The sequence below is a fragment of the Sulfurivirga sp. genome (genome assembly GCF_015490265.1).
In the GTDB taxonomy this organism is placed as follows: domain Bacteria; phylum Pseudomonadota; class Gammaproteobacteria; order Thiomicrospirales; family Thiomicrospiraceae; genus Sulfurivirga.
In genome coordinates this window covers 1-11830 of sequence record NZ_WFYD01000100.1, presented here as the reverse complement: position 1 = coordinate 11830, position 11830 = coordinate 1, and the positions used below count along the sequence as shown (strand labels likewise).

The window sequence follows — 11830 nt, the reverse complement described above, 5'->3', positions numbered from 1 at the left end:
TGGAGAGTTGAGGGGGGCTGCTCCTAGTACGAGAGGACCGGAGTGGACGAACCTCTGGTGTTCCGGTTGTCGCGCCAGCGGCACTGCCGGGTAGCTACGTTCGGAAGGGATAACCGCTGAAAGCATCTAAGCGGGAAACCTGCCCCAAGATAAGCTCTCCCTGGATCCTCGAGATCCCTGAAGGGCCGTGGAAGACCACCACGTTGATAGGCCGGGTGTGGAAGCGCAGTAATGCGTGAAGCTAACCGGTACTAATGACCCGTGAGGCTTGGTCATACAGCTCAAAAAGTGACCTGCCCCGAAACCGGGCTGAATGAAAAAAGAGATCTGTTCCGAACATCGGGAGGAAGCGGAAGCTTCCTCCCTCCCCAATTGGCTGGGGACCATAGCGGCGTGGAACCACCTGATCCCATCCCGAACTCAGAAGTGAAACGCGCCAGCGCCGATGGTAGTGTGGGAGGTCCCATGCGAGAGTAGGTCATCCCCAGCCTCATCCATAACAAACCCCCTGCCCAAACAGGCAGGGGGTTTTTTTGTTCCCCTTCATGACTGTTGCGATACGGCCACATTTTCTTCTTGTTCTTTTTCCCACGGTCGTCGTTCCCGATAGGCGTTTGTGGCTTAAGAGCGAATTTCCTGGCGGGCATGAGTCAACCTGATGAATGAATATGCGAGAAGGTTTAACGGCGTGATCAGCCGTTGGTCTGCATGAGTTTCGCTTTGAATAGCGCAATGCATGCTTGCTGTTCGGGAGTGGGGAGCCGATTGTGCGAGGTGCGGGCGACAAGGGTGCCGTCCGGCATGAGTGCAACAACGATGGGGTGTTGGGCATGTCTGAAGAGCCGAGCCCCTTCTGAGTGTTCGATAAAGAAAGCATGAGCGCTCACTGCTATGCTTTCGTCAAGCTCTCTTTCTGAAAGCTGATGCCAGTCTGACGGGGTCTCCCCTATTTTTGCAAGGTCGGTGTTTTTGCGCGTCCAGTTGATGCCTTTTTCCATGGCTTCCGCGAGCCATTGGGAATACAGGTCCTCGATTTCCACTAAGAAACGTGCGTTCTGAATGGGTGTAATGTCCTTGTCCAGCCATTTGGCCAGTTTGAGGGCATCTTCAATCAATGCATGCATCTGACGGCACTGTTCCGGACGGCAGGGTTGGCGTGCGAGGCTGTGATGGAGCGGGGTGGCCACCAGATCGGGGAAGTTGGCCGCGAGGGTCAATGCCATGCTGTTGATGCGTGGCAGTTCTACCGATCTGTGAAGGGTGTTCGGTTCGTTGAGACAGGTTTCCACCTGCGCAATCATTTCTTCATCCATGCGGCGCAGGCGCAGTCTTTGCAGAAAGCGGAGGGCTGCACGCTCCGCAGGCCAGCCGACTGAAGCGTTAATGAAGGTGCGTGGTTTGGGGAACAGTGTTCGGAGTGTCTGTTCATCCATGCCACTGGCGGCAATGCGCCAAGCCAGTACCGGCATTTTTTCCAGCAGTTCCAGCATCTGAGGATAGCGGGCGCTGAGATAGAGCAGCTTGAGCTGGTGAGATCGGGGGAGTCGAAGGAGTGTATCTTCCACCCATTGCGGGATGTGACGACGCCAGCGTTGCACAGCCGGTTGTGCGGGCCAGTTGAGCAACGGCCAGTCCGGCAGTTCAGGTGCCCTGCCCTGCCAGCCGACAAGCTGCTCCCAGCCGGGCAGGCTGACGGGCATGAGTCCGGCGTGGAAGGGTGTGAGGTCTATAATCAGTTTTTGAGCGTCTTCGTCCCAGAAGGCATGTCGGGCCAGCAGCCGCTGGAGTGCCGGGCGGCTATCGCGCAGAAGCCTTTGACGGATCAGAGAGGGTTGCATGGCGCATATTATAGAAGGGATGTTTCAGGTTGCCGTGCCTGAGGGGGTTCCGCTGCTGTGGGCGCAGATTGAGGCCGGACGCCTGGTACGGGCAGCAGTGGGAACGCCCCCCACATGTGCAGGCAAGTTGACATGGGAGGTGTTCAATCGTATGCCATTGGAGCTACAGGGGACGCCATTTCAGGTCAGGGTGTGGGAGGCGGCCATGACCATTCCCATAGGTGAGACGGTCAGCTATGGTGAACTTGCGGAGTGGGTTGGCCGACCGGGCGCACAACGGGCGGTGGCGCAGGCGTTGAAGCGAAATCCCATTATCTGGCGGGTGCCGTGTCACCGGGTGATACGCAGTGATGGGACGCTGGGCGGGTTTGCTTTTGGCGTGGCATGCAAGGCCAGAATGTTGAGCTGGGAACAGAGGAATAAGAATAACATGAAATTCTGATACAAGTTCTAAGTTATTGAAGTTGAAGATCTAAAAAATGCATTAGTTATTCATTATTCGCCGATTAAAAAGTCTGATTTTCAATCTGGAGCGGTTGTCTGCATAGTAGGCAGGACATTTGCCTTGCGCAATGAAGATTTCACAACGACAAAAGAGAGGACAACCGATGATGAAGAAGACCACACTGGCACTGGCCATCTCTGCGGCCACACTGGCTGCCACACCGGCTTTTGCGACCAATGGTGACATGCTGATTGGACTGGGTGCGCAGTCTCGCGCGCTGGGCGGGACCGGCACTGCCGCCTTCTTTGGCTCCGAGAACGCACTGACCAACCCGGCGCTGCTGGCCAAGGCGAAGAAGACCGAAATTTCCTTTGGCGGCACGCTGTTCAAGCCTTCCGTCAACACGGGCTATCCTGCCATGGGGTATGACCATACCTCCAAGGCGGATACCAATGTGATTCCCGAAGTCTCCATCGTAAACAGCGATGGTGATGGATTCGCTTGGGGTATTGGCATGTTTGGTTCCGCCGGTATGGGTGTAGATCATTCTGGTGAGCCCAATCTGTATGAAGCTCAATCTACTCTGCAGCTGATGAAGTTTGTGCCCTCTGTTGCCTTCAATGTGGGCAGTGGTTTCAACATTGGGGCTGGTCTTGTTCTGCAGTATGGTGCTTTGGATATCAACTACAAGCAAGGAACCAATACTGTCGGGTCCGGCATGGATCAGGATTTTGGTTTCGGTTTCATCCTTGGTGTCAGCTTTGATGTGACTGATAACCTGACAGTAGGTGTCTCCTATGATTCACCGATCAAGATGACCTACAAGAACCAGTTGTCTGTCGCTTCAGCACCTTTTGCCCCTTATCTGGGTGGAACTATGAGTGACGACCTTGAACAGCCGGCCGTTCTGGGTGCAGGCGTGGCCTACAACATGGGCAATCTGCTGATGACGGCGGACTTCAAGCAGATCAAGTGGGGTGATGCCAAGGGCTACAAGCAGTTTGGCTGGGAAGATCAAAACGTTGTTGCTGCGGGCATCAAGTATTCTGGTAATGGCTACTGGGTGGGCGCTGGCTTCAATCATGGCTCCAATCCGATCAAGAAGAATGGTCTGACATCTGGTGCCAAGGGGTTGACACTCAATTTCTTCAACTATCTGTTCTTCCCGGGTACGGTTGAAAACCACTTTACACTTGGTGGCGGGTATAAGCTTACCGATAAGATGGGCATTGATGCCGCGATTGTATATGCCCCTGAAACATCTGACACAGTTAAGGTCAATGCAACAACAGACCTGAAAACCAAGCACTCTCAAATCGGCTATACCGTTTCTCTGCGGTATGACTTCTGATCAAGAGGCTAATTCTTGAAATCAAGCCGCCTTCGGGCGGCTTTTTTGTGCCTGGAATTCGGGCAAAGAAAAAGCCGGGCGAGGCCCGGCTTTGTTCTCTGAGTGAAACCAAGAGCGCTTATTTGATCGGCTTGATTTCCACGCGGCGGTTGGCCTGGCGGCCTTCCGGTGTGCTGTTGTCGGCCACCGGGTTTTCCTCACCGTAGCCCACAGCCTCGATGCGGTCAGCGCTGATGCCCTGCTTGACCAGGTAGGCCTTGACGGCTTCGGCGCGCTTCTGGGACAGCTTCTTGTTGTATTCAGCGTTGCCAGTGCTGTCGGTGTAGCCTTCAACGCGGATGCGCATGTCGGGATGCTTTTTCAGGTAGTCGACGATCATGTCGAGTTTGCCGAAGGCGTCATCGGACAGCTCTGCGCTGTTGGTCTTGAACAGGCCGCGGAAGACGGGGAAGGGTTCTTCCTTGGGCGCAGGCTTGGCTTCCACCTTGGGTTCAGGCTTGGGTTCTGCCTTGGGCATGGGGGCCGGAGCGGGAGCGGCTTTCGGCTCGGGCTTGGGTTCCGGCCAGCCTTCACAGGCGGGGATGGCGGTTTCCTTGGTCCAGTGGATGGAGCGCACGCAACCGCCGAAGTTGTCGCGTACTACACGTCCTTCGGTGTCAATGGCGTAGGCGTCGGTGCCGTTGGCCATGATGTCGCCTTTGGGCGCAGCGTAGGCGCTGCCGGCCAGTGTCAGCAGAGCTGTGGCGATGATCGTCTTTTTCATGAGCATACTCCTGTGAATTGCCTGTCGGAAAGGGTCATGCGATGGCCGCATGATTTTCGTTGCAATATTCTAATGCTTTTGTTGCTGGGAAAAAAGAATTTATGAGCCAATCAGGCGGATTTGGGGGTGATCTTCTGGGTGAGCTTGGCTTCTCCCGCATTGAGCTGTGACAGGTCGCCGGGCAGGATGAGGTGGGCGATGGCACAGGTGGACAGGCGGCCGTCCTCGTTGTTGCCGGTGAGCCAGCCAAGAAGGTCTTCGAGGCCGGGGTTGTGGCCCACAATGGCGATGCGGTGCCGGTCGGGCAGATGGCGCACGATGTCCAGCAGGGTGTCGAGGTCCGCTTCATAGAGGCGGGATTCTTCGATGATGTCCGGTTTGGTGTCCCAGTGGCGGGTCATGCGTGAGAGGGTCTGCTGCGCCCGTTGGGCGGGTGAGGCGATGATCAGGTCGGGGATGAGGTCGTGCTCGGCCAGCCAGTGGCCCATCTTGCAGGCCTGTTTTTTGCCCTTGTCGGAAAGGGGGCGGTCAAAGTCTTCGAGGCTGTCGTCGGACCAGTCGGATTTGGCGTGGCGGATGATGAGCAGTTCTCGCAACGGGGTGCCCATGGTCAGTCGTTCACTCCATATTGCTGTCGATATTGGCGCATGGCGTCGATCAGTTCGCCGTATTCATGGCTGCGCCGGGCCAGGTAGTCGATGATGTCGTCGATGGTGACGATGCTGATGACAGGAATGCCGAATTCCTGTTCGATTTCCTGAATGGCGGACAGCTCGCCCTGACCCTTTTCCTTGCGGTCGAGGGCGACGACCACTCCGGCAGGCCGGGCGCCTTCGGCCCGGATCAGTTCGATGGACTCGCGGATGGCGGTGCCGGCGGTGATGACGTCATCGATGATGAGCACCTGTCCTTTCAGTTCCGCACCCACGATGCGACCGCCCTCGCCATGGTCCTTGGCTTCCTTGCGGTTGTAGGCGAATGGCGGGTCGATCTGGTGGAATTCCGCCAGTGCCATGGCGGTGGTGGCCGCCAGCGGAATGCCCTTGTAGGCGGGGCCGAACAGCACGTCGAAACCGATGCCGGAGGTGGCGATGGTGCTTGCGTAGGCCCGGGCCAGCTGGCTGATCTGGGCGCCGGTGTTGATGAGCCCGGCGTTGAAGAAGTAGGGGCTTTTGCGGCCGGATTTGAGGGTGAACTCACCCAGTTTGAGAATGTCCGCGTCAAGCAGGAATTCGATGAAGTGTTCGCGTGTCATGCCTGCTCCTCTTTGTCTGCATTGTGCATGAACTGTTTCAGTTGTGCAATTTCCGCCGGCCAGCGTTCGGGGTCGATGGTTTCGAGGATGAAGGGGCGGCCATCCCAGCGGGGATCCTGCATCAGGCGGCGGAAGGGCTCCCAGCCCAGCAGGCCTTCTCCCAGGCTGTGGTGGCGGTCCAGTCGGCTGCCCAGTGCCCCCTTGCTGTCATTAACATGGAAGGTGAGCACTTTTGCCTGTCCCACGGTGTTGCACAGTTGACGCATGACCCCCTCGTAGTCGTCACGCAGGTCGTAGCCGGCGGCGTAGGCGTGGCAGGTGTCGATGCAAACGCCCACCCGGTCGGGTTGTTCCACCTGGTCCATGATCTCGGCCAGCTGCTCGAAGCGCCAGCCCACGTTGGAGCCCTGTCCGGCGGTGTTTTCCAGCACGGCGATGACCTCCGGCACCTGTTCCAGCGCCGTGTTGATGGCGCGGGCGATGCGGGCCAGACAGGCGGATTCGCTGATCTGGCGCAGGTGGCTGCCGGGATGGAAGTTGAGCATGCGGATGCCCAGCTGGTGGCAGCGGCTCAGCTCGTCGATGAAGGCGTCGAGCGACTTGCGCCACTTGTCCTCTTCCGGGTGGCCCAGATTGATCAGATAGCTGTCATGGGGAAGGATCTGGCGGGGGCCGTAGTCAAGTTCCCGACAGCGCTGGCGGAACAGGGTGATCTGGTCCTCCGTCAGGGGTTTGGCATGCCACTGGCGCTGGTTCTTGGTGAACAGGGCAAAAGCGGTGGCGCCGATGGCATGGGCTCTGACGGGCGCTTCGGCCACACCGCCGGCGGCGGAGACATGGGCGCCGATGTATTTGGTCATGGGCGTGATTTCCTGTTGGCACGGAGGTTGCCAATAGGTTAGCACAGCGAAAAAGGTGACGGATTTTTGACAGGAGGTGACCATGCCGATCGATCTTTCGCAGGTGGACCCGCTCAAGCCCAAGAAGGCGCTGCTGGAGGCGGCCATGGCCCAGCAGCAGCGCCGCAACGGCATGGCGGACATGGAGCCGCAGCAGGATGAGATTCCGCCCGACCTGCAGTGGCTGGTGGAGGACAAGAAGGCGGTGCACGATCTGGTGCGTCAGATGGACGCGGCCATCGGCGAGCTGGCCCGGCAGCTGCGTCAGGCCGAGACGGTGAGCCGTAACGGCGGCAAGCAGCTGGAGAGCCAGCAGAAGCTGCTCTACAAGCAGATCCATACCCTCAACGGCCTGATGAAGCGCCAGATCGAGGCCTTCGAGCTGATCAACCGCAAGGTGGAGAAGATCCACATCGCCGAGCAGACAGTGCTGCCCCAGCTGGCCATGGGGCTGGTGGGCGGACTGGTGGCCGGCGTCACCGTGGCGGTGACCCTGCCATGGGTGCAACTGCTGATGGCGCGGCTGACTCAGTAGGACGCTGCATAAGGAAGGGGCTGCGGCCCCTTTTCTTTTGCCCGACCGTGGGGCAGAATGGCGCTCATGAAGACGATGCAGCATTTTTCCGTGCTGGCTCTGGAGCGTCAGAGCGCGCCGGGTGCGGACAAGCGGGTCTGGTGTCTGAAGCTGGCATGCGAGGAGGCCTACGCGCCCGGCGACTGGTTTCTGGTGCAGCCGGTCAACCCTCCGCGGGTGGTGGAAGATGTGCTGCGGGCGCTCTCGCTCAGCGGGCATGAGCGGGTGGCGCTGCGCCGTATCGGTGAGGTGACCGCGGCCGAGGCGCTCGGTCGGCATCTGGAAATCACCCAGCTGGACCCGGCGCTCCTCAACCGCCTCAAGCGGACATTCGGCATCGGCGAATGGGCGGACCGTGCCGAGATGGCCGCCTGGGCCGCCCGACGCAACCTGCTGGATCTGCTGTGCGATTATCCAGAAGCCCGCGCGCTCGGACTGGAGTTGCTGCCGCAGCTGTCCGTGCTGGCGCCGCGCTTCTATTCCATCGCCTCTTCATGGCGGGCTACGCCTGGCCAGGTGCATCTGCTCTTTCGCGAGGTGGTGCACCAGGTGTGCGACCGGGAGCACCCAGGTGCGGCCACCTGGACGCTGGCGCATCTTGAGCCGGGCGACCGGGTGCTTGGCCGCATTCAGGCCAACCCCCACTTCAGACTGCCGGAGGATGGGAACACGCCCATCATCATGATCGGTGCGGGGGTGGGGCTGGCGCCCTTCATGGGCTTTGTGGCCGACCGGGTGGCTACAGGCGCCCGCAGCGGCAACTGGCTGTTCTTTGGCGAGACCCGCCGGGAGAAGACCTTCCTGTGCCGTGAGCGGCTGGAGCACTGGGTGGATGATGGCGCGCTCAGGCTCACTACCGCCTTCAGCCGGGATCAGGCTGAGAAAATCTACGTGCAGCACCGTCTGGCCGAGCACGCGGGTGAGGTGCGCGCCTGGATCGGTGAGGGCGCCCATGTCTATCTGTGCGGCGACAAGCGTGGCATGGGCCCTGCGGTGCTGGATACGCTGCGGCAGCTGCTTGGCGATGCGGGTTTTGACGCGCTCAAGGCGGAAGGGCGCCTGCAGACCGATCTGTTCTGAGGAATTTCGACGATTTTTCCGCCGGGCTGACCGGCATCCTGCAAAAACAGGGGAGACCCCATGGTTGTGGACATTCTGCTGCGCACGCTGGGCGATCTGCGCGACCCGCGCATCCTGATGCGCCTGTTCATTCCGCTGGCGGCCGGCATCGTGCTGGTGTCGCTGCTGGGCTACGGGCTGTTCGGGCTGGTGCTCACCAGCGACTGGCTGCAACAGTCACCCATGATGATCGAGCTGCATCAGTGGCTCGACAGCGCTCAGCAGAGCGTGCAGAGCATTCCCATCATCGGTGCGCTGCTGGTGTGGCTCATCAGTGCGGTGGTCACCGTCACCGCCGGTGTGCTGAGCGTGCTCATCGGCAGCTATCTGGTGTTGCTGTTCGCCATGCTGGTGGCCGGCTTCATGACCGAGACACTGGTGAAGGTGGTGCACGAGCGCCATTACGCGGGACTGGAATACCACGGCCACGGCAGCATGTGGGGCATGATCGGCAAGCTGGCCCTCTACGGCCTCGGCCTGCTGCTGCTGCTGATCATCACTCTGCCCATTCTGTTCGTGCCGCTGCTCAACGTGGTGTGGTTCTGGTGGCTGGGCTTTCTGTTCTTCCGCTATTCCATGGTGCTGGATGTGGGCAGCGTCATTCTGCCGCAGGAGATGTTCGAGCGTGAGAAACCGCTGACCAACTGGACGCCCACCCTGGTGCTGATGGTGTTCTACCTGCTCTCCATGCTGCCGCTGATGGGGCTGTTCGCCCCCATGCTGGCTGTGATCGCGCTGGCACACTATTTCTTCGAGCGCCTGACCGCCGAACAGCAGGGCGGCGCATAGGCTATTTGTCGCAGTATTTGAGCAGCATATTGGTGGCGCTGCGGGTGGCGGTGTTCGGCAACTCCAGCACCGTCTGCGCCAGCTGGCGCATGCGTTTGATCTCGCTGGTCATGTAGTTCTCCCCAAGGCTGGCGCTGACCAGATAGTTGCTCATCATGATCAGCGCCACCAGGATGCGCACCTTGGGATGGTTGGCCGTCTTGCCGATGAATTGCTCGTCATGGTGCAGCAGGATGGCCTGATAGATGTCCGCCGGCATGTCCCATTTCCTGGCCACAATCACGCCCGCATAGGCATGAGTGGTCTGCATGATCTTGGCCTCCTCCAGATAGGCCTTAAACGGCCAGGCCATCTGCTGGAAGAAGGTTTCCTCATACCCGTCCCGTTCCAGCCTGAGCAGAAAGATGGCGCCCATGTTCTGGGCCAGGGCGGCCAGATAGGCCTCGGAGCGTGTCACGGTGCCGGTGAAAGAAGCCAGTTCTGCGGCCACGACACCTGTCTTTGCACCATGTTTGAGGATGTCCCGCTCGGCTGTCGTTTTGGCGATGAATCTGGAAAAGGCCGAAGCCGTGAAGATGTTGTAGATCTCCTGCATGCCGAGGATGTTGACGGCAGCCTGGGCGTCGCGGATGTATTCGTCCGTGTCGGTCAGGTTGGCGTTGACCAGTTTGAGGAAGTGGTTGAGGATTTCCGGATTCTTGCTGATCAGTCTGGCGATGGTGACGGTGTTGGGGTATTTCTTGTTGAGCTCCTCCTTCAGGCGGATGATCTCTTCCGGCAGGGAGGGGACGTGAATGGAGCGCAGCAGGGATACGGCCTCGTGCAGAAAATCTTTCATGGTTCGAGTTCTTTTAATTTTTTTGCAATAGCCTAAAGTCTCCGCTACGCGTATTCAATGGGAAGCGCTGACCAGCGCCGCGCTGCGGCCCCATTTGAGGGTGGCGGCGGTGGCCGCCTGCAGAGCCGGCTCCGGCAGGTGAAGCACCTTCTGTGCCAGTTCTCGGCTTTCGCTCAGCTCCTCGCTCAGGAAGGCCTCGCCCAGTGTGGTGGTGACGATGTAGTTGGCCAGCACCACCAGCGCCACCCGCCGGCGCACCGCCTCTGAAGCCTGGAGCGAGCCGGTCAGCAGCTGGCGGTCATGATGCCACAGCAGCGTTTCGGCCACCGTCTCGTCCATGTGCCAGTGGCGGGCCACGATGGCGCCAACGAAGGTGTGCGCCGTGCCATGTTCGGCCAGTTCGGTTTCATAAGCGGTGAACGGGTGATTGAGCTGGCGGTGAAAGTGGCGGTAGTAGGGCAGTCCGGCGCGCAGCATGAAGATGCCGCCCACATTCTGCACCAGCCCGCACAGATAGGCGTCCGCCCGGCTCACCTCCGGCACCCAGTAGCTCAGCTCGGCTGCCGCAATGCCCGCCCGCGCGCCATGCCGTATGATGGCTTTCTCCTCGCGTGTCTGGGCCACGACCTCTTCAAGGCTGGCGGCCAGAAAGACATTGCCCACCTCCTCCAGTCCCAGCAGATTGACCGCGGAGCGGGCGTCCTTCAGAGGCGGGTCCGGATCGAGGGTGTTGTTGGCCAGTTCCAGAAAGGAGGAGAGCAGTTCGGGGTTGCGGGCGATCAGCTGGGCCATGGTGACGCTGTTGGGATAGCGCGCCTGAAGTTCCTGTTGCAGTCGCAGCAGTTCCTGCGGCAGGTGTGGAACGCTCACCTGCTTCAGAATGCGGGTGGCGCGCTCAAGGTGGGTTTTAAGCTGAGTGTCGGGCATGGCGCCAGCATACCCGGCGCCCGAAAGTGCTTCAAGCTGTCGTGTTGATGTTCTGGCCGATATGATCCGGCAGTCCGGCGCGGGGGTTGCCCGGCACGGAGGCGATCAGTTGCAGGATGCCCTGTGTCTGCATGTCCAGCGCCTTCTTGAACATGGTGATCTGGGCACTCTGACGCACGCTGGCTTCCTGCTGAGCCATCACGGCTGAGACGACGGCGCCGGGTGAGACATTGCTGATGTCCATGATTCTTGCTCCTTTGTTCAAACAGGTTAACGGCAGTAGGCGGGGAGACTTGAGAAAAAAGTTGCCTGCCCGCGCAAGTGTTTGATATATATGAAATCATGGACAATGCAAAGGTCTCCGTTCTTGCCGTGCCGCAGCATGGGCTCAGCGTGCTTCCGCCTGCAGGGGCGGAAGAGGGTGCGGTTGCGTCTGCGAAGCGGGCGGACACTTCTGTGCAGGCGCCGGCATCTTTGGAAGGAAAGAGGCGCGGGCAGAGTGACCGAACCAGCCTGTCACCGGAGGCTCAGCGGCAGCTGGAGCGGCTCAGGGCGCGTGACCGGGAGGTGCGGGCTCATGAAATGGCGCATCTGGCCGCCGCGGGCGGGTATGCCACCTCCGGCATGCAGTTGACTTATGAGACCGGTCCGGATGGCCGCCAGTATGCCGTGGGCGGAGAGGTGGGCATTGATGTCTCTCCGGGGCGCACGCCGGAGGAGACCATCGCCAAGATGCAGGTGGTGCAGCGGGCGGCACTGGCGCCGGCGGAGCCGTCCCCACAGGATCAGCGGGTGGCTGCACTGGCGGCGCAGCAGATGGCTCAGGCTGCGGTCGAACTGTCTCGGCGCGAGGTTGGTGGCGCAGAGGATGAGTCAGCCACGGACAGACAGGGCATTGGCCGGACGGCAGAGAAGCGGGTTGGGAAGGTGGTGAATGACAACCCGCTGGTGGCGGCGGGCATCGAGGCGCGGCAGGCGTGGCAGACACGCCTGCGCCTGCAGGCGTGATCAGCTCGGGCAGAAGGTCTTCTG

Annotated in this window: 14 protein-coding genes and 2 rRNA genes; 8 read left to right on the top strand and 8 right to left on the bottom strand. The window is 60.1% G+C overall.

Features of this window, described 5'->3' with window-relative positions:
- Nucleotides 1-276: ribosomal RNA gene (locus F8K16_RS06645) — 23S ribosomal RNA — on the top strand; the annotation flags it as partial.
- 99 nt (nt 277-375) lie between these two features.
- Nucleotides 376-490, top strand: a 5S ribosomal RNA gene (gene rrf / locus F8K16_RS06640).
- 202 nt (nt 491-692) lie between these two features.
- Here rrf and F8K16_RS06635 read toward each other — a convergent pair.
- Complete coding sequence (locus tag F8K16_RS06635; protein WP_294948477.1) at nt 693-1838, bottom strand: hypothetical protein; 1146 nt, start codon at nt 1836-1838, stop codon at nt 693-695.
- Here F8K16_RS06635 and F8K16_RS06630 point away from each other — a divergent pair.
- Nucleotides 1837-2280: a methylated-DNA--[protein]-cysteine S-methyltransferase gene (locus F8K16_RS06630; protein ID WP_294948475.1), complete on the top strand. Its 444-nt coding sequence runs from the start codon at nt 1837-1839 to the stop codon at nt 2278-2280. The two genes, F8K16_RS06635 and F8K16_RS06630, sit on opposite strands and share 2 nt — an antisense overlap.
- Before the next feature lie 166 nt (nt 2281-2446).
- Nucleotides 2447-3634: an OmpP1/FadL family transporter gene (locus tag F8K16_RS06625; protein WP_294948473.1), complete on the top strand. Its 1188-nt coding sequence runs from the start codon at nt 2447-2449 to the stop codon at nt 3632-3634.
- A gap of 118 nt (nt 3635-3752) precedes the next feature.
- Here F8K16_RS06625 and F8K16_RS06620 read toward each other — a convergent pair whose 3' ends face one another.
- The 4 genes from F8K16_RS06620 to nfo all read right to left on the bottom strand — a co-directional run bounded on the left by F8K16_RS06620 (nt 3753) and on the right by nfo (nt 6512).
- The gene (locus F8K16_RS06620) at nt 3753-4397 is read right to left on the bottom strand and encodes an OmpA family protein (protein ID WP_294948471.1); all 645 of its coding nucleotides are present in this window, start codon (nt 4395-4397) and stop codon (nt 3753-3755) included.
- A 110-nt stretch (nt 4398-4507) separates the two neighbouring features.
- The gene (locus F8K16_RS06615; RefSeq protein ID WP_294948469.1) at nt 4508-5005 is read right to left on the bottom strand and encodes a histidine phosphatase family protein; all 498 of its coding nucleotides are present in this window, start codon (nt 5003-5005) and stop codon (nt 4508-4510) included.
- Nucleotides 5006-5007: 2 nt separating this feature from the next.
- Nucleotides 5008-5652, bottom strand: coding sequence for an orotate phosphoribosyltransferase (gene pyrE, locus F8K16_RS06610; RefSeq protein WP_294948467.1), 645 nt, complete (start codon nt 5650-5652; stop codon nt 5008-5010).
- Complete coding sequence (gene nfo, locus F8K16_RS06605) at nt 5649-6512, bottom strand: deoxyribonuclease IV (RefSeq protein WP_294948465.1); 864 nt, start codon at nt 6510-6512, stop codon at nt 5649-5651. Before nfo ends, pyrE begins: the two co-directional genes overlap by 4 nt.
- Nucleotides 6513-6594: 82 nt before the next feature.
- Between nfo and F8K16_RS06600 the strand changes: the two genes are divergently transcribed.
- The 3 genes from F8K16_RS06600 (at nt 6595) to F8K16_RS06590 (ending at nt 9033) form a co-directional block, all read left to right on the top strand.
- Nucleotides 6595-7086, top strand: coding sequence for a hypothetical protein (locus F8K16_RS06600; protein ID WP_294948463.1), 492 nt, complete (start codon nt 6595-6597; stop codon nt 7084-7086).
- 66 nt (nt 7087-7152) lie between these two features.
- Complete coding sequence (locus tag F8K16_RS06595; protein ID WP_294948461.1) at nt 7153-8205, top strand: NADP oxidoreductase; 1053 nt, start codon at nt 7153-7155, stop codon at nt 8203-8205.
- Nucleotides 8206-8265: 60 nt separating this feature from the next.
- A complete protein-coding gene (locus F8K16_RS06590; RefSeq protein ID WP_294948460.1) occupies nt 8266-9033 on the top strand; it encodes an EI24 domain-containing protein in 768 nt (255 codons plus the stop codon).
- Nucleotide 9034: 1 nt separating this feature from the next.
- On the opposite strand, the gene F8K16_RS06585 is transcribed toward F8K16_RS06590, so the two are convergent.
- Genes F8K16_RS06585 through F8K16_RS06575 form a run of 3 tightly spaced genes read right to left on the bottom strand, consistent with a single transcriptional unit; the run spans nt 9035 to nt 11042 of the window.
- Nucleotides 9035-9871, bottom strand: a complete 837-nt coding sequence (locus F8K16_RS06585; RefSeq protein ID WP_294948458.1) for an HDOD domain-containing protein — start codon at nt 9869-9871, stop codon at nt 9035-9037.
- Between the two features lie 54 nt (nt 9872-9925).
- Nucleotides 9926-10798 (bottom strand): HDOD domain-containing protein, encoded by an 873-nt coding sequence (locus F8K16_RS06580; RefSeq protein WP_294948456.1) that lies wholly within the window; start codon nt 10796-10798, stop codon nt 9926-9928.
- Between the two features lie 31 nt (nt 10799-10829).
- Nucleotides 10830-11042: a YjfB family protein gene (locus tag F8K16_RS06575; protein ID WP_294948454.1), complete on the bottom strand. Its 213-nt coding sequence runs from the start codon at nt 11040-11042 to the stop codon at nt 10830-10832.
- Between the two features lie 230 nt (nt 11043-11272).
- Here F8K16_RS06575 and F8K16_RS06570 point away from each other — a divergent pair, with 230 nt between their 5' ends.
- Nucleotides 11273-11806: a putative metalloprotease CJM1_0395 family protein gene (locus F8K16_RS06570; protein ID WP_294948452.1), complete on the top strand. Its 534-nt coding sequence runs from the start codon at nt 11273-11275 to the stop codon at nt 11804-11806.
- Nucleotides 11807-11830 lie beyond the last annotated feature (24 nt).